Here is a 16241-nt window from a genome sequence, read left to right as displayed (position 1 = left end):
CCCGTCGAATAAGGCCATGCGTCGTTGAGGTTACCGTGATTTTCCCGTTATGTGGATGCCAGGTTTCTTCTGATCACGCCCGTTGACATGGGAAACTCCTCCACCACACGGGTGGAGGAGTTTGACGAACATCGGTCAGGAAGCTCCCTTGACCGATTTGATCAACAACTGGGCCACGTCCACGACTTCGAGCGATTCCTTGGCCTCGCCGTTGTTCTTCTTCTCGTTGATCGCGTCGCCGAGCATCACCATGCAGAACGGGCACGCGGTCGACACCGTGTCGGGATTCGTGGTCAGCGCCTCGTCGACCCGCTCGGTGTTGATGCGCTTGCCGATGCGCTCCTCCATCCACATGCGCGCGCCGCCGGCACCGCAGCAGAAGCCGCGGTCCTTGTGGCGGTGCATCTCCTGGGTCTGCACGCCCGGCACCTTCGCCATGATGTCGCGGGGCTGGGAGTAGACCTTGTTGTGGCGGCCGAGGAAGCACGGGTCGTGGTAGGTGATCTTCTCCTCGATCGGCGTGATCGGGGTGAGCAGGCCCTCGTCCACCAGCTTCGACAGCAGCTGCGTGTGGTGCACGACCTCGTACGTGCCGCCGAGCTGCGGATACTCGTTGGCCAGCGTGTTGAAGCAGTGGGGGCAGGTGGCGACGATCTTCTTGACGCCGGCCTCGTTGAGCGTCTCGATGTTCTGCTGGGCCAGCATGTTGAACAGGTATTCCATGCCCAGCCGGCGCGCCGGGTCACCGGAGCAGGCCTCCATCGGGCCGAGCACCGCGAACTTCACGCCCGCGATGTGCAGCAGCTCGGCGACGGCCTTGGTGGTCTTCTTGGCCCGGTCTTCGAGCGCACCCGCGCAGCCGACCCAGAAGAGGTACTCGGTGCCCTCGGGCATCTTGTCCTCGACGATCTCGACCTCGAAGTCGAGCTCCTCGATCCAGTCGGCCCGCTTCATCTCGGACATGCCCCACGGGTTGCCCTTGTTCTCCAGGTTCTTCACCATCACTCCCGCCTCGGACGGGAACGACGACTCCACCATCACCTGGTAGCGGCGCATGTCGAGGATGTGGTCGATGTGCTCGATGTCCACCGGGCACTGCTCGACGCAGGCGCCGCAGTTGGTGCACGACCACAGCACGTCGGGGTGGATCACGCCTTCCTCGCCGACCAGCGGCTTCTCCAGCAGCGCGAGCACGTCGGTGTCCTTGTGCTCGACGCCCTGCTGGGCGGCCATGAGGTACGGGGCCACCTTGAAGGCGTGGTCGCGCTGGTCGAGGATGAGCATCTTCGGCGACAGCGGCTTGTCGGTGTTCCACGCCGGGCACTGCGACTGGCAGCGGCCGCACTCCGTGCAGGAGTAGAAGTCGAGGAAACCCTTCCACGTGGTGTCGGCGATGTTGCCGCGGCCGAGCTTCTCGGGGTCGAGGTCCTCGTCCTCGAAGTCGACCGGCTTGCCGCCGACGCGCATCTCGGGCGCGCCGCCGAGGCCGTCGGGACGGCGGGAGAAGAGCACGTTGAGCGGCGCGGTGAAGATGTGCAGGTGCTTGGAGTTCACCACGATGACCAGGAACACCAGCATGAAGCCGATGTGCAGCAGCAGCGCGATCTCCTCCAGCAGGTGACTGCCCGGCAGCACGTCACCGAGCCCGAGCGAGACGAACGCGCCCGAGCTGTAGGGGAGGTTCCCGTTCGCGGCGGCGGCGCCGCGGGCGAGGAAGAGCGTCCAGATGATGTTGAAGATCATGAACAGGACGAGCCACGCGCCGCCCAGGTGCGAGCCGGAGAAACGCGAGCTGCGGCCGAGCGCCTTGGGGGAGTTCTTGACCCGGATGATCGCGAAGGCGACCAGGCCGGCGAGACACGCGACCGCGATGAAGTCCTGCAGGAAGCCGAGCACGCCCCACTGCCCGATGAGCGGGATGTGGAAATCGGGCCTGCCGGTGATGGCGCCCTGGATGATCGCGCCGTACGCCTCGATGTAGACGGTCAGCAGGATGAAGAAAGCCCACATGACGAAAAAGTGCGCCACGCCGGATGGTGTCCACTTGAGCAGCTTCTTCTGCCCGAACACCTCGACGAGCTGTGCCTTGATCTCGTCACCCACGTGGGTCTTGGCATATTCGATGCGTTCCGGCGCAGGCGGCCCCACGGTCGCGAGCTTGTACAGGAACAGCGCCCTGCGGCCGGCCAAGGCGACCGCCACGACGGTCATGACCAGCCCGATGATCGCTACCCAGAGCACGGGGTCCTCCCACAGACGACGTTGGCTGTCCAGCCACCCCGAAATCCTACCCGTGGGTAACATTACCGGGGTACGAGACATACCCTAAGGTCACCGGCCTGTGTAGAACAATGCTCTAGACGCTGAAGTACCGCTGGATCGTCGGCGCCAGCAGCTCGACGAGCTCGTCCTCGCTCGCGCTCGCGATCGGCTCCAGCCTGAGCACGTAGCGCGCCAGCACCACGCCGATCATCTGCCCGAACGCCGCCTCGATCCGCAGGTGCGGCACCTCCAGCCGGTCGGCCACCTGGAAGAGCAGGGCGTTCGTGATGAACTCGCGGAACATCGCGGCCGCCTGCTCGTTGGTCATGGCCGAGCGGATCAGCGCCACCAGCGGCTCACGCGTCTCCGGCGCGGCCGTGACCCTCAGGATCAAGCGTACGAGCCGCTCCGCGAGCTGCTCGCGGGGGCCCTCCACCACCAGCGGGAGGATTTGCTGGGGCGTGATCGGCAGCTGCATGGCCGCGGCGAACATGCCCGCCTTGGTGTCGAAGTAGTGGTGCACGAGCGCCGGATCGACCTCGGCCTCCCTGGCGATGCCGCGCACGGTCGCCTTGTCGAAGCCCTTCTCCGCGAACACCCTCCTGGCCGCCGCGAGGATCTCCCCGCGCGTGTCGGCCGAGCCGGGCCTGCGCCCGGGACGCCGCCTGGCCGGCTCGGTCACCGGCCCACCGCCAGGTAGACCCGCATCGGCACCGACAGCACGCCCTCGGGGAACTCGCCACGCAGCTCCGCCCGCTGCCGCTCGACCAGCTCGTCGGCCCGCTCCGGCGCCAGCGCCGCCATGTAGGAGTGGGACCGCAGGCCGAGCAGGAAGTCCTCGATGCCGACCAGCCTGGTCCACGGGAGCCAGCGCTCCTCGACCACCTCGAACGCCGCGGCGATCGGCGGCGCCGACCACTCGTCGAGGGCCGGCCCGTTGTAGGACGGCACGGCCTCGGCCAGCCGGACCTCGTACGCGGCCAGCCAGTCGGCCTGCGCCGCGTGGTGGAAGTTCCAGCAGCCCGCGATCACGCCCCCGGGCCGCAGCACCCGCCGGGCCTCGGCGATCGAGGCCACCGGGTCGAGCCAGTGCCACGACTGCGCGTACGTCACCAGGTCGGCCACCCCGTCGGCCAGCGGCAGCGCGTTGCCGTCAGCCCGCACCGCGACGACCGGCGCCCCCTCCTCGTCGATCCTGGTCACCAGGCGGGCCAGCATCGCGGCGCCCGGATCGACCGCGATCACGTGGGCGCCGCGGGCCCGCAGCCCGCGGGTCATGATGCCGGTGCCCGCCCCGACGTCCACCGCGGTCGCGCCGGCGAGGCCGACGCCGGACAGCTCGCCCAGCGCGCGGTAGAGCTCGTCGGGATAGCCGGGGCGGCCCGCGTCGTACGCGTCGGCCACGCGGTCGAACACCCTGGCCAGCTCTTTGAGCGGCCCAGCGCTCACCGGGAGGCCGCCAGATGGAGCCTGGCGAAGGCCAGCCCCTCCGCCAGGTCGTCCACCCGCTCGGTGCGGCTGGTCGCCTTGCGTGTGTTGACCTCCAGGACGACCAGCCCGGAGTAGCCCGTGTTGGCCAGGCGCTCCAGCAGCTGCGCGCACGGCTGGTTGCCCCGGCCCGGCACCAGGTGCTCGTCCTTGTTCGTCACGCCGAGGCCGTCGGCCAGGTGCACATGGGCGAGCCGGTCGCCGAGCTTGCCGGCCATCTCCATGGCGTCGGAGCCGGACACCGCGGTGTGCGACAGGTCGAGCGTGACCTTCGGGAAGTCGTAGTCGATCGGGTTCCAGTCGGGCGAGTAGGGCACCACGTCGTTGCCCCTGGCCCGCAGCGGGAACATGTTCTCCACCGCGAACGTGACGTCCGTCTCGTCGCGCATCCTCGCCAGGCCGGTCTCGAAGTCGCGGGCGTAGTCGCGCTGCCAGCGGAACGGCGGGTGCACCACGACCGTCGAGGCGCCGAGGCGTTCGGCGGCCTTGCGCGCCTTGACCAGTTTGGCCCACGGGTCGCGCCCCCAGACGCGCTGGGTGACCAGCAGGCAGGGCGCGTGGATCGCCAGCACGGGCACGTGATAGTGGTCGGAGAGCCGCTCGATCACGTCGATGTCCTGACTCACCGGGTCGGCGCCGACCATGATCTCGACGCCGTCGTAACCCAGGCGCGCGGCCAGCTCGAACGCGTCGGGAGTGCGTTCCGGATATACCGAGGCGGTGGACAATGCGATCTTCGCATTGGGCACGCGGATGACATCAGCCACCTTGCCAGCCTAAGCCGGAGAAGCCGCTCCGGTGCGCCAGGCCCTTTGTCGAGCCGCTCACACGCTCCCCGGTGCGCCATACGGTTGTGCCATGTCACGGATCGCCAAGGGTGCCATCCCGAGCCCGAACATCTGGAACACGCCCCAGATCTACGAGCTGGAGAACCGCGCCGTCGACCCCGAGGGCGTGGCCGACGCCGCCATGCGTTCCCTGCGCCCCTGGGACGGCGCCACCGTGCTCGACATCGGCTGCGGCACCGGCTACCACCTGCCCGTCCTGGCGGCCGAGGCGGCGCGGGTGATCGGCGTCGAACCCCACGGCGACCTGGCCGCGCTGGCCCGGCGCCGCTGCGCGGCCCTCGCCGACGTGACGGTGCACGCCGCCACGGCCCAGGACCTGCCGCTGCCGGACGCGTCCGTGGACGTGGCCATCGCGCGGTGGGCGTACTTCTTCGGCCCGGGCTGCGAGCCGGGGCTGCGCGAGCTGTCCAGGGTCGTACGCCGCGGCGGCGCCGCCTTCGTCCTCGACCTCGACGCCACGCGGGGGTCGTTCGGCCGGTGGTTCTCGCGCACCGTGCCCGCGTACTCCGCCCGCGAGGTCGAGGCGTTCTGGGTCCGCCACGGCTGGCAGCGGCGGCCGCTCGACCTTCGCATGGCGTTCGAGCGGCGAGCCGACCTGGAGGCGGTGCTCCGCATCGAGTTCGCCCCCGAGGTCGCCGAACAAGCCATCGCCGAGACGCCGGGCCTGGATCTGGAGTACCCGAACGTGCTCCGCTGGCGCTACTACTGAGCCGTCTTCATGGGGCTCCGTGCGGCGGGCTCGTTCACCGGACGCCGCCGCCTTCCCCCGCTCTGGTCCGCTCGCCACTTGACATTGACGCCGACGTCAACGTTTACCGTGGGCGCATGCGCATCGGTGAGCTGGCGGAACGCACCGGAGTGAGTACCCGCTCCCTCCGCTACTACGAGGAGCACGGGCTGCTGCACGCCCGCCGTACGTCCAACGGCTACCGCGACTACGGCGAGGACGACGTACGCCTGGTGTCCGAGATCCGGGCCCTGCTCGACATCGGGTTCACGCTGGAGGAGACCCGGCCGTTCGTCGACTGCCTGCGCCGGGGTCACCGCACCGGCGGCTCGTGCGCGGAGTCGGTCGAGGTCTACGAGCGCAAGCTCACCGAGATCGACCGGGAGATCCGCGTGCTGCTCGCGCGCCGCGCCGAAGTGGCCGCCCAGCTCGCCCAGTCCTGCCCAGGTTGCTTCGTAAGGGGATAAATCATGATCACGTTGACCACTGACAACTACGAGGAGCAGGTGCTCAAGCGCGACGAGCCGGTGCTGGTCGAGTTCTGGGCCGAGTGGTGCGGGCCGTGCAAGATGGTCGGTCCGGTGCTGGAGCAGATCGAGGCCGAGCACGGCCTGACGATCGGCAAGCTCAACACCGACGAGAACCCGGAGATCATGGCCCGCTACGGCGTGATGGCCGTGCCCACCATGCTCCTGTTCGAGAACGGCGAGCCCGTCAAGCAGATCGTCGGCGCCAAGCCCAAGCGCATGCTCGTCTCCGAGCTCGGCCTGGCCTGACCTCTCGATGATTGTCGGCGCCAGCCGCTAGCCTGCTCGGCATGGCCAAGACAGCCCAGAAGCCCGGATACCGCTGTGCCGAGTGCGGCTGGCGCACCACCAAGTGGGTCGGCCGGTGCGGCGAGTGCCAGTCGTGGGGCACGGTCGACGAAGAGGGCGCCCGCGCGGGCGTCAATGTCGTCCAGGCCGGCGCCACCACCGGCCCCGCCCTGCCGATCGGCCAGGTCAAGGCCGAGACGGCGACCGCCCGCACGACCGGCGTCGCCGAGCTCGACCGGGTGCTGGGTGGCGGCCTGGTGCCCGGCGCCGTGGTGCTGCTGGCCGGCGAGCCCGGCATCGGCAAGTCCACGCTCCTGCTGGAGGCCGCGGCCCGCATCGCCGAGCGCACCACCGTCCTCTACGTGACGGGCGAGGAGTCGGCCGCGCAGGTGCGTCTGCGGGCCGACCGCATCGGCGCCATCCAGGACAACCTCTACCTCGCCGCGGAGACCGACCTGTCGGCCCTGGTCGCCCACGTGGAGAAGGTCCAGCCCCAGATGCTGGTGGTCGACTCCGTCCAGACGATCGGCTCGGCGCAGACCACCGGCGTCCCCGGCGGCGTCACCCAGGTCCGCGAGGTCGCCGCCAATCTCGTCCGCCTGGCGAAAGAGCGCAACATGGCGACGGTCCTCGTCGGCCACGTCACCAAGGAGGGCTCCATCGCCGGCCCCCGCACTCTCGAGCACCTCGTCGACGTCGTGCTCAACTTCGAGGGCGACCGCCACTCCAGGCTGCGCATGGTCCGCGCGATCAAGAACCGGTTCGGCCCCACCGACGAGATCGGCTGCTTCGACCTCCACGAGCGCGGCATCGAGGGCATCACCGACCCGAGCGGCCTGTTCGTCTCCCGCCGCAGCGAGCCCGTCCCCGGCACGTGCGTGACCGTCACGGTCGAGGGCACGCGCCCGCTGCCCGCCGAGGTCCAGGCCCTGGTCGCCCGCACGGAGGCCCAGCAGCCCAGGCGCACGTCCTCCGGCCTCGACACCTACCGCGTGCAGATGATCCTCGCCGTCCTGGAGCGCCGGCTCAACGCCCGGCTGGGGGGCTGCGACGTGTTCACCGCGACCGTCGGCGGCATCAAGCTGGCCGACCCGGCCGTCGACCTGTCGGTCATGCTCGCCGTCGCCAGCGCCGCCGGGGACAAGCCGCTGCCCGCCGGTCTGGTCGCCCTGGGCGAGGTCGGTCTGGCGGGTGAGTTGCGCCCGGTCAAAGACGTGCGCAGGCGGCTGACCGAGGCCGCCCGGCTCGGTTTCAAGCGCGCCCTCGTGCCCGCCGGATCCCTGGAAGAGCCGGGTCGCAGACGCGACGGTCAGCGCGCTCTGGTGCCGGTGGGGCCGGTGGCGTTCGCACCGGGGTTCGAGGTCGTCCAGGCGGAGAACGTCTGGGACGCTCTCACGCACGTGACCTAGCGCGGCTAAGCTGAGCGGTGACCGATCGACACGGGGGTCAGGTGGATAGGAGTCTGGACGACCGTCGCCGCGAGGCCCTGGCGGCCGTGGCGCCGGGCACACCTCTGCGCGACGGCCTGGAACGAATCCTGCGCGGCCAGACCGGTGGGCTCATCGTGCTCGGCTACAACAAAGAGGTCGAAGAGGTCTGCAGCGGCGGTTTCGAGCTCGATGTCGACTTCTCGCCCACCCGCCTGCGCGAGCTCGCCAAGATGGACGGCGCCATCGTCGTGAGCAACGACCACAAGATCGTCCGTGCCGCCGTCCACCTCGTGCCCGACCCGTCCATCCCCACCGACGAGTCCGGCACCCGCCACCGCACCGCGCAGCGCGTCGCCCTGCAGACCGGCCTGCCGATCATCGCGATCAGCAAGTCGATGCGCATCATCGCCCTCTACCTCGACGGCATCCGCTACGTCCTGGAGGAGTCGGCGGCCATCCTGTCCAAGGCCAACCAGGCCCTCGCCACCCTCGAGCGCTACAAACACCGCCTCGACGAGGTCTCCGGCACCCTGTCGGCCCTGGAGATCGAAGACCTGGTCACGGTCAGAGACGTGGCCGCGGTCGCGCAACGCCTGGAGATGGTCCGCCGCATCTCCGACGAGATCAAGGGCTACGTGGTCGAGCTCGGCACCGACGGCCGCCTGCTCTCGCTCCAGCTCGACGAGCTGGTGGCCGGCGTCGAGTCCGAGCGCGAGCTGGTCGTGCGCGACTACCTCCCCGCCCCCGGAGGCCGCCGCCAGCGGCGCCTGATGGAGGCCATGCACGACCTCGACCAACTGTCCGGCAGCGATCTGCTCGACCTGTCGGCGGTGGCGCGCGTGATGGGCCACAACGGCACCGAGCAGCTGGAGAGCCCGGTCAGCCCCCGCGGCTTCCGGCTGCTGGCCAAGGTGCCTCGGCTGCCCGCGACGGTGGTCGACCGGCTGGTCAACCACTTCGGCAGCCTGCAGAAGCTGCTCGCGGCCAGCATCGACGACCTGCAGGCGGTGGGCGGCGTCGGCGAGTCGCGAGCCCGCAGCGTCCGCGAGGGCCTGTCCCGCCTCGCCGAGTCCTCCATCCTCGAACGCTACGTCTGACCGCAACACCCGAGCCGCCACATCCGGGCCACCACGTTCGGGCCGCCCGCGTCGGAGCCGCCACATCCGAGCCGCCACATCCGGGCCGCCACATCGAGGCCGCCACGTTCGAGCCGCCCGCGTCGGAGTCGCCCGAAGCCGCCCGAAGCCGCCCGAAGCCGCCACGTCGGAGCCGCTGGTCGGCAGTGGCGGAGCCGGAGCCCTGGAGCCGGGCCTTGGCCGGGTCCGGCCCCGCCACGCCGTCTGTCGCACCGGCGGGGCGCCGGTGACGGCCTCTGGCGGCCTCTAGCGGAGGTGGAAGACGCCCTTGCCGCCGCGCAGCTTGCCCATGCGGACCGTGGCGACGTACGTGCCCGGCAGGGCGGTGGGCGGGCTGGCGCGGCAGTCGTCGCTGGAGCGCCGCCGGTCCCACTCCAGCGAGCGCACGTACGGCACGCCGCGCTCCAGCTTCCTGACGTCGGCGCCGGGGCCGCTCACACAGTCGGCGGTGGACCAGATGCGGTCCGCGCCCGAGGTGATGCGGACCTCCACCGCTCGCGGCCCCACGTCGGCCGTGCACATCACCGAGCCGGTGTTCACCAGCGTGACGATGAAGCTGGGCCGCGCGTCGCCGGCGTAGATCGGCTCCTTGCCGCTCTGCAGGCTGAGCACGAGGTCTTTCTCCTCGCACGGCTCCCCCGGCCGCTTCGGGCGCGGGGAAGGCGTCGCCTTCGGGGTGGCGCTCGGGGTGGGCGACGGGGACGCCGTGCCGAGGGCGAGCGTGCGCAGCCCGGCCAGCAGCGGGTCAGCGGACGGCGTGACGCTCGGTGAGGACTGCGCGCTGGAGGCGCGTTCCGGCCCGCTGCCCCCGCTGGAGCACGCCCACGCCACAACGGCCACCACGACGAGCACCGCAACCAGCACGCTCATGCGGCGCCGCCAGTAGATGTCGCCGCCGTCGCCACGCATCGTATCCGGGTCCATAGGCCCAGCATGGTAACCGGTTCTGCACGCAGAGTGACGACACGCCGGGCCGCGCCGTTTCCCGAATACGCTTGACCCCGTGGTCGAGCCGAACCTCCTGCGCACCCCCGTTCTGGACTGGTACGCGCACAACGCCCGCGACCTCCCCTGGCGCGCCCCCGACGCGACCCCGTGGGGTGTGCTCGTCAGCGAGATCATGTTGCAGCAGACCCCGGTGGCCCGCGTCCTGCCCGTCTGGCACGAATGGATGGAACGCTGGCCCGTCCCCAAGGCGCTGGCCGCCGAGCAGCCGGGCGAGGCCGTACGCCACTGGGGCCGGCTCGGCTACCCGCGCCGGGCGCTGCGCCTGCACGCCTGCGCCCGGGCCATCACCGACGAGCACGGCGGCGAGGTGCCGTCCGACCACGCGACGCTGCTGTCGCTGCCCGGCATCGGCGAATACACCGCCGCAGCGGTCGCCAGCTTCGCCTACGGCGGCCGGCACGCCGTCCTCGACACGAACGTCCGGCGGGTGTTCGCCCGGGCCGTCCGCGCCGAGGAGTACCCTCCGACGGCCACCTCCGCGGCCGAGCGACGGCTGGCGGAAAGTCTGCTTCCCGAGCTGGGCGCGGCCCGCTGGGGCGTGGCCGTCATGGAGCTCGGCGCCCTGGTGTGCACGGCCCGCGCCCCGCGCTGCGGCGACTGCCCGATCACTCACCTGTGCGCCTGGCGCCTGGCAGGCAAGCCACCCCACTCCGGCCCCGCCCGCAAGGGCCAGACCTACGCCGGCACCGACCGCCAGTGCCGAGGCCGCCTCCTCGAGGTGCTGCGCTCCTCCCACGGCCCCGTCCCGAAGGCCGCCCTCGACGCCGTATGGGACGACGCGGTCCAACGCGAACGCGCCCTCGACGGCCTGGTGTCCGACGGCTTGGCGGAGGTCCTCGACGACAACACCTACCGCCTCCCCCACGCCTGACCCCGCTTCCTCCGTCCCCGGACCGGAATCCGGCACCTCAACCGGACGGCGTCTCAGCAAGCCCCTCCGGACCGGACACCCAACCCCCAGCCCGGAGGCAACGCCAACCGGATACAAGCCCGCTCCGCATCAGCGGCGACGGAACTCCACTCCACGCCGGCGGCATTCGGCACGAATCTGCCGGCCCGGGCGCGCGGCCGGCCCCACCCTGCCTCCGCGTCGCGCTGTTCACGAAAGTGGACGACCTGGCGGAACAGGACCTTCCGACAACCGCCGGACGGCCGTGGACGTCACCCATTCAGCGATCTGCGCACGGCGGCGTCCACCAGCTCGTGGATCTCCTGCTCGGCGAAGATGTCGGGCAGTGTCAGCCGCTCCACGATGAGCCAGTTCAGAGTGAGGTAGAGGAGCACCACCGAGGTCGAGTCGCCGGGCAGACCCGAAGTGGCGTGGTAGCCGATGTTGGCGTCGATGTCCTCGCGGATGCGCTTGGTCAGCACGGCGCGCAGCTCAGGGCGCCGAGTGGCCTCCAGCCGGAGCTCAAGCAGGGCCAGGTAACCGGAGTTGAAGGCGGCAACCCGATCCACCAGCTCGTGCATGAGCTCGGCATAGCGGGTCTCGTCCTGCACGCCCGCCCGGTTGCGGGCGATCGTGGCCTCGTCGGGCAGCAACCGCTCATAGATGCGTCCGCCGACCTGGGTGAACAGGTCGTCGCGGTTGGCGAAGTAGTTGGAGGCCGTACCGGGGGGCACAGCGGCCTCCGCATCGACGGCCCGAAAGGTCAGCCCCCGCGCCCCCTCCCTGGCCAGCACCTCGATGGCCGCGTCGATCAGCGCCTGCCGCCGCTCGGGATTACTCCGCACTTGACACCACTCCAGTCGTAGTACTACGTTCAAAGCACTCCAAACAGAGTACTACACCAGGAGTTGAACGGTATGCGAAGGCTGGTCTACTACATCGGCGTCTCCCTCGACGGCTACATCGCGGGCCCCAACGCCGAGTTCGACTTCTACCCCGTGTCCGACCAGATGGCCGCTTGGATCAACACCCGTTACCCCGAGACGATCCCCACCCACATCCGCAAGCTCGTCGGCCTGGACGGCGCGCCCAACAAGGTCTTCGACACCCTGGTGATGGGCCGCGGCACCTACGAGCCGGCCCTGGACGTCCCCACCACCAGCCCGTACTCCCACCTGCGCCAGTACGTCGTCTCCAGCACCCTGAAGATCGACGACCCGACGGTGCAGGTGGAGACCGGCGACCCGATCGAGCTCGTCCGGCGGCTGAAGGCCGAGGACACCGGCCAGGACATCTACCTCTGCGGCGGCGGCAAGCTGGCCGCCTCCCTGCTCCCGGAGATCGACGAGATCATCCTCAAGAGCTACCCCGTGGTGGCGGGCACGGGCATCCCGATGTTCTCCGGCGAGTTCCGCCCCACCCTGTTCACCCCCACCCGGCGCGAGTCCTTCGACAACGGCGCCCAGGTCACCTGGCTCACCAGGGCATAGAAACCACAAGGAGGACCATGCATATCAAACTCCCAGCCTCGATTGCCGGGGCCAAGACCGACCACCAGGCCGGATCGCCGCACCGGCACGCGCACCCGGCGCGCGACATCAAGCCCACGGGCCGGACCGACCTCCCCCGCCGCCCGACCGCCGCACCCCGCCGCAGCGGGTACTGAGCGGGCCGGCGCCATCACGCCCCTGAGAGGCGCGTCGGCGATTCGCTGGACGAGGCCCGTCTGTACCGAGCGGGTCGTGGCATGGCTGCCTGTCGCTGGGTCGATCTCGGTATCGCCGGCCCGTTGATCGTCCTTCGGGTGAGACGAGGTCGATCTCTTGACGCACGGATGCGGCGCCCATTCTTCCCGGCGCCTTCTCCGATGGCATCGATCGATCAGTTCACGACAGAGAACCACGCGCGCACCCGTGCTGAGCACGCGCTCCCGGCGGACGGACTCCGATGGGCCTGCATGGCGCGGACGCAGGTGTGCCAGCCGGCGCCGCCGTCCCCCCCGACCACCACACGAGCCAGAACAGAACCGCTCAGCGGCCCGAAGGCCCAGAAATGTTCTGTCGCAGCGGAGGTTGAGCCGTTCTCACCGAAGTTTGAGTGATTGTGGCTCGGCTGCCCTCTTTCGGCGTTCTCGGTGGCCCGTACGCGGCACGCGTCTGAGCACCAGAGCCGAGGCAGACCGCAGGGGTCGTCCCGAGGCAGCGGAGTGTCGCATCGTCGGAGCGGTGGTTGGCCGGCGCGGCGACAATCGCGAGGTCAAGGAGGTTCCGCAGGTCTACGCACGAGTTCACGACCGGCGGTGGTGGCGTCGGCCGGAAACGTTCGGGGTGGTGCCGGCGGTGTGCCATTCGGCGGCAGGTGGCCGAATGCTCCCTGCACTCCGAGGCCGAGCGGGGTGGCGCATCACTCGCGGAGGAATCCGGCAAGGGTGCATCGCAGCACGTCCTGGGTGCGCCCGCTTGCGGCTGCGAGTCGGTCCAGCTGCGGGCGCCATCGGAAGTCCGATGACGCCTGTAGCTGCGCCCGCAGGAGGGTCGGTGCGAGGTGGTTCGCGACGGCCCGGCGCGGGATCGCCGTACGCACGTGCCGGTGTCGTCCGCCAGTTCCTCTGATGTGCCCGTGACCTGCGGCGCCTCAGAGGAACTGGCAGACACAGGGGATGCTTTCCGCCGATCGATCCGAGCATCTCGGCTTCCTTCCGGGTCGGGGGCGGGCGTTGCCCATCTCTCCCTCGCGGACGAGTCCGTCGATTGCTTCGATCACCGCGGTGCTGCCGGGCCGGGCGTGATGACGAGATCCGTCGTGGAGAAGTAGCGGCGGTTCACCACGCGGCTGTTCATCGGCGCGGCCCCGCCCCCGCAAGGCGGGTCACAGCCGGATCAGGTCGGCGACCTCCTCTGGCAGGCCGGGTGAAGTCATGACATGGCCCATCCCGGGCACGACGTGCAGGACCGCGCCCGGAATCGCGGCAGCCAGGGCCTCACCGTGACCGAGCGGATAGACCGGATCCTGGTCGCCGTGCACGATCGAGGTCGGCGCGGTGATCAACGACAGCGGGGCGAGCAGGTCAGGGGCGTCCATCCACACGGCCCGGTGATGGTTGGCCGCGGCCGCCGGGTCGGCAGCCCGCGACAGCGCCGACTCCAGCATCGCCCGGGCGGCCGGCTCGTCGAACGGCCGAACCGGCCCGTTGAAGACCCGGAACAAGGCCACGTCCGACTCCACTCCCGGCGGCAGCCCAGCGGCCAGATGCGCGAGAAACGCCGGCGACGGCGGCGGCAGGTCATCCGGGTCGGCCGGCTCCCCGGCCCGCGCCCGTGCCCACGCCGGACCCGGATCATGACCCATCGGCGAGCTGGACATCACGGTCAAGGACCGGACCCGGTCCGGCGCGTGCACACCCAGCCACTGCGCGATCATGCCGCCCATGGAAGTCCCCGCCACATGAGCGGAGCTCAGTCCATGACCGTCCAGCACAGCCAGGCAGTCGCGAGCCATGTCCCCGAGCGTGTACGGATGAGCATCGAAGTCGACAACGCTGGACCGACCGGTGTCCCGATGATCGAACCGGATCACCTGAACCCCACGGTCAACAAGCCGGCCAACCAGCGCATCAGGGCAACTGACGCCCTGAGCAGCCGACCCCATGACCATCAAAACAGCGGGAAGCCCGGGATCCCCGACCCGCTCGGTCCAAATCCGCAGCGGCCCGGAGGGCACAAATCGCTCGTGGGCATCCAACATGGAGGCACGGTAGCGGCTGCCTGCTGCCGAATGCCGACATTTATCGATGGCCGTCTTCATTTCATGACGCCACGCCTGTGACCAGGCCGAACGCGTACACCACTTCCGTGGACGCAACCGAACCGCGCGACAAAGAGAACTCCGGGCGTACCTCAGTAACCGCCCTCCGCGCGGTTGCCCAGCGTCTGCCTGCCTCAACTCCAGTGGCACGGTGGTGCCGATGCCTCAACTCTTCCGGCAGTGCCTCGACTTGACCGGCAGACGACAGCCCGGTTCCCTCACCGTCTCTCCGGGAACTCAAGCCCCACAATCACTCAACCTTCGATGACAATGCTCACTCTTCGCTGCGACAGGACAAGAAAACGCGAAATCCCGTCAACTGTCCTACAGCCGCTACAAGAACGGCTCCGCTTCGGAGACCAGCGCGATCAGTTGGACCACCTTCCAGCAGACCTCCAGCGCTCCACAACAGCCGCGCCAACCTGCACACCGGCTCACCATCGAACGCCTGCGCCGGCCCCCTGGGCAGGCGCGTGCCTTCCAGGGGGCGACTCCCCGCGTCGGGAAACCCACGTGGGCACCACGTCGAACGTCTCGGCCGTCCAGCCCCTATGTCGGGAGCTGGTCATTCCTCACCATCTACCCGAACAGCGATAACGCAGAGCTACTTTGCCCCGGTGACGGCGACCCGCGTGGGGCCTACGAGGCGTGGGTGGATTCGATGCCAACGAGACCCTCATGGGGTTGCGCCTGTCAAGCGCCGGATTCGTGGAATATGCCCTGCTCTCGGCCGCACAGGTTGGGATCCGTCGCCGTGCTCGACGGCGGTCGCATGCCCGAACCGGACCACCCGGCAACCGCGTTCTCCGGTGATGCTAGGGTCAAAGAACATGAAAACCATTTCCATTCGCTGGGGTGTGGTGGCCACCGTGCTGACCCTGGCCACCGCCTGCGGAAGCAGCACGGCGGCGACCACCGCCGGCGCTCCCCCGGCGACCAGGGTGACGAGCTGCGGGGTCACGCTGGAGATCTCGTCCCCGCCACGGCGGGCGGTCGCCATGGAGCAGAACGCGGCAGAGATCATGCTCACCTTGGGACTGGCCGACCGCATGGCCGGCACCGCGTATCAGACCGACCCGGTGCTGCCCGAACTGAAGGAGCCCTACGCCCAGGTGCCCGTGCTGGCCGAGCAGTACCCCGGCCGTGAGGCGCTGCTGGCGAACAAGCCCGACTTCGTCTACTCCATGCGCGCCTCCGCCTTCGCCCCCGAAGCCGCCGGCTCCCGGCAGGACCTCGCCGAACTGGGCGTTCCCGCCTACCTGTCGTCCAACGACTGCGAGGACCAGACGCTCATCCCCGCGACGGCCGAGTTCGAGGCGATCTTCAAGGAGATCGACGACATCGCCACCGTCTTCGGGGCGCGGGAGCGCGGCCAGGCGGTGGTCGCCGACCTGCGCCGACGACTGGATGAGGCCAAGCGTTCGGCGCCGACAAACCTCGACGCCGACATCATGTGGTACTACTCCGGCACCAAAACCCCCGCCATCGCCGGAGACACCGGCCTGCCCGGCACCATCACCAAACTGCTGGGAGCACGCAACGCCTTCGCCGACGTCAAGCAGCAATGGACGGAGGGCAACTGGGAGGAGATCGCCGCCCGCGACCCCGACGTCATCGTGCTGGCCGACCTCACCCGCGGCGGCGACGGCGACAGCGCCGAGGCCAAGAAGCGCTTCCTGCGGGAGGACCCCGTCGCCTCCAAGCTCACCGCGGTGCAGAACGACCGCTTCATCGTCGTACCCGGCTCCTCCGTGGACCCGTCCGTCCGCAGCGTCACCGCCGTCGAACACGTCGGCCAAGGCCTGGCCCGCCTGTACGGCTGAAAGCACTACCG

16 protein-coding genes are annotated in these 16241 nt (G+C 69.8%); 9 read left to right on the top strand and 7 right to left on the bottom strand.

From position 1 onward, the window contains the following. Positions 1-135: 135 nt before the first annotated feature. From ACIBP6_RS32565 to ACIBP6_RS32550, 4 genes are all read right to left on the bottom strand, one after another. Positions 136-2241 carry a (Fe-S)-binding protein gene (locus tag ACIBP6_RS32565; protein ID WP_397057656.1) on the bottom strand — a complete coding sequence of 702 codons (2106 nt, stop codon included), beginning with the start codon at positions 2239-2241 and terminating at the stop codon, positions 136-138. Positions 2242-2356: 115 nt separating this feature from the next. Then, positions 2357-2944 carry a TetR/AcrR family transcriptional regulator gene (locus ACIBP6_RS32560; RefSeq protein ID WP_397057655.1) on the bottom strand — a complete coding sequence of 196 codons (588 nt, stop codon included), beginning with the start codon at positions 2942-2944 and terminating at the stop codon, positions 2357-2359. After that, complete coding sequence (locus ACIBP6_RS32555) at positions 2941-3711, bottom strand: class I SAM-dependent methyltransferase (RefSeq protein ID WP_397057654.1); 771 nt, start codon at positions 3709-3711, stop codon at positions 2941-2943. Before ACIBP6_RS32555 ends, ACIBP6_RS32560 begins: the two co-directional genes overlap by 4 nt. Continuing rightward, positions 3708-4517: a sugar phosphate isomerase/epimerase family protein gene (locus ACIBP6_RS32550; protein ID WP_132612515.1), complete on the bottom strand. Its 810-nt coding sequence runs from the start codon at positions 4515-4517 to the stop codon at positions 3708-3710. The genes ACIBP6_RS32555 and ACIBP6_RS32550 overlap by 4 nt, the downstream gene beginning before the upstream one ends. A gap of 91 nt (positions 4518-4608) precedes the next feature. Between ACIBP6_RS32550 and ACIBP6_RS32545 the strand changes: the two genes are divergently transcribed. The 5 genes from ACIBP6_RS32545 (at position 4609) to disA (ending at position 8667) form a co-directional block, all read left to right on the top strand. Then, positions 4609-5307, top strand: coding sequence for a class I SAM-dependent methyltransferase (locus tag ACIBP6_RS32545; RefSeq protein ID WP_397057653.1), 699 nt, complete (start codon positions 4609-4611; stop codon positions 5305-5307). Between the two features lie 116 nt (positions 5308-5423). Continuing rightward, the gene (locus ACIBP6_RS32540; protein WP_397057652.1) at positions 5424-5792 is read left to right on the top strand and encodes a MerR family transcriptional regulator; all 369 of its coding nucleotides are present in this window, start codon (positions 5424-5426) and stop codon (positions 5790-5792) included. A 3-nt stretch (positions 5793-5795) separates the two neighbouring features. Further along, positions 5796-6101: a thioredoxin gene (gene trxA, locus ACIBP6_RS32535; RefSeq protein WP_111177122.1), complete on the top strand. Its 306-nt coding sequence runs from the start codon at positions 5796-5798 to the stop codon at positions 6099-6101. A 41-nt stretch (positions 6102-6142) separates the two neighbouring features. Further along, complete coding sequence (gene radA, locus ACIBP6_RS32530; protein ID WP_132612507.1) at positions 6143-7549, top strand: DNA repair protein RadA; 1407 nt, start codon at positions 6143-6145, stop codon at positions 7547-7549. A gap of 41 nt (positions 7550-7590) precedes the next feature. Further along, entirely contained in the window at positions 7591-8667 is a 1077-nt protein-coding gene (disA, locus tag ACIBP6_RS32525) for a DNA integrity scanning diadenylate cyclase DisA (RefSeq protein WP_132612505.1), read from the top strand. A 285-nt stretch (positions 8668-8952) separates the two neighbouring features. Here disA and ACIBP6_RS32520 read toward each other — a convergent pair whose 3' ends face one another. After that, positions 8953-9630: a hypothetical protein gene (locus ACIBP6_RS32520; RefSeq protein WP_397057651.1), complete on the bottom strand. Its 678-nt coding sequence runs from the start codon at positions 9628-9630 to the stop codon at positions 8953-8955. Between the two features lie 79 nt (positions 9631-9709). On the opposite strand from ACIBP6_RS32520, the gene ACIBP6_RS32515 reads away from it, so the two are divergent. Then, positions 9710-10585 carry an A/G-specific adenine glycosylase gene (locus tag ACIBP6_RS32515; RefSeq protein WP_397057650.1) on the top strand — a complete coding sequence of 292 codons (876 nt, stop codon included), beginning with the start codon at positions 9710-9712 and terminating at the stop codon, positions 10583-10585. Between the two features lie 290 nt (positions 10586-10875). Here ACIBP6_RS32515 and ACIBP6_RS32510 read toward each other — a convergent pair whose 3' ends face one another. Then, positions 10876-11448, bottom strand: a complete 573-nt coding sequence (locus ACIBP6_RS32510; RefSeq protein WP_397057649.1) for a TetR/AcrR family transcriptional regulator — start codon at positions 11446-11448, stop codon at positions 10876-10878. Between the two features lie 72 nt (positions 11449-11520). Here ACIBP6_RS32510 and ACIBP6_RS32505 point away from each other — a divergent pair, with 72 nt between their 5' ends. Continuing rightward, positions 11521-12093, top strand: coding sequence for a dihydrofolate reductase family protein (locus ACIBP6_RS32505; RefSeq protein WP_397057648.1), 573 nt, complete (start codon positions 11521-11523; stop codon positions 12091-12093). 17 nt (positions 12094-12110) lie between these two features. Further along, the gene (locus ACIBP6_RS32500; RefSeq protein ID WP_397057647.1) at positions 12111-12269 is read left to right on the top strand and encodes a hypothetical protein; all 159 of its coding nucleotides are present in this window, start codon (positions 12111-12113) and stop codon (positions 12267-12269) included. A 1202-nt stretch (positions 12270-13471) separates the two neighbouring features. Here the strand turns inward: ACIBP6_RS32500 and ACIBP6_RS32495 are convergent. Continuing rightward, a complete protein-coding gene (locus tag ACIBP6_RS32495) occupies positions 13472-14407 on the bottom strand; it encodes an alpha/beta fold hydrolase (protein WP_397057646.1) in 936 nt (311 codons plus the stop codon). An 830-nt stretch (positions 14408-15237) separates the two neighbouring features. On the opposite strand from ACIBP6_RS32495, the gene ACIBP6_RS32490 reads away from it, so the two are divergent. Then, positions 15238-16230, top strand: coding sequence for an ABC transporter substrate-binding protein (locus ACIBP6_RS32490; RefSeq protein WP_397057645.1), 993 nt, complete (start codon positions 15238-15240; stop codon positions 16228-16230). Positions 16231-16241: the final 11 nt, after the last annotated feature.

The organism is Nonomuraea terrae, from assembly GCF_044465245.1.
GTDB classification, from domain to species: domain Bacteria; phylum Actinomycetota; class Actinomycetes; order Streptosporangiales; family Streptosporangiaceae; genus Nonomuraea; species Nonomuraea terrae.
This window is presented reverse-complemented; position numbering and strand designations above follow the sequence as displayed.

Excerpts from the sequence above, each read along its gene's own strand:
- ACIBP6_RS32545 (WP_397057653.1), top strand. The coding sequence starts at position 4,609 with ATGTCACGGATCGCCAAGGGTGCCATCCCGAGCCCGAACATCTGGAAC.
- ACIBP6_RS32540 (WP_397057652.1), top strand. The coding sequence starts at position 5,424 with ATGCGCATCGGTGAGCTGGCGGAACGCACCGGAGTGAGTACCCGCTCC.
- trxA (WP_111177122.1), top strand. The coding sequence starts at position 5,796 with ATGATCACGTTGACCACTGACAACTACGAGGAGCAGGTGCTCAAGCGC.
- radA (WP_132612507.1), top strand. The coding sequence starts at position 6,143 with ATGGCCAAGACAGCCCAGAAGCCCGGATACCGCTGTGCCGAGTGCGGC.
- ACIBP6_RS32520 (WP_397057651.1), bottom strand. The coding sequence starts at position 9,630 with ATGGACCCGGATACGATGCGTGGCGACGGCGGCGACATCTACTGGCGG.
- ACIBP6_RS32505 (WP_397057648.1), top strand. The coding sequence starts at position 11,521 with ATGCGAAGGCTGGTCTACTACATCGGCGTCTCCCTCGACGGCTACATC.
- ACIBP6_RS32500 (WP_397057647.1), top strand. The coding sequence starts at position 12,111 with ATGCATATCAAACTCCCAGCCTCGATTGCCGGGGCCAAGACCGACCAC.
- ACIBP6_RS32495 (WP_397057646.1), bottom strand. The coding sequence starts at position 14,407 with ATGAAGACGGCCATCGATAAATGTCGGCATTCGGCAGCAGGCAGCCGC.
- ACIBP6_RS32490 (WP_397057645.1), top strand. The coding sequence starts at position 15,238 with ATGAAAACCATTTCCATTCGCTGGGGTGTGGTGGCCACCGTGCTGACC.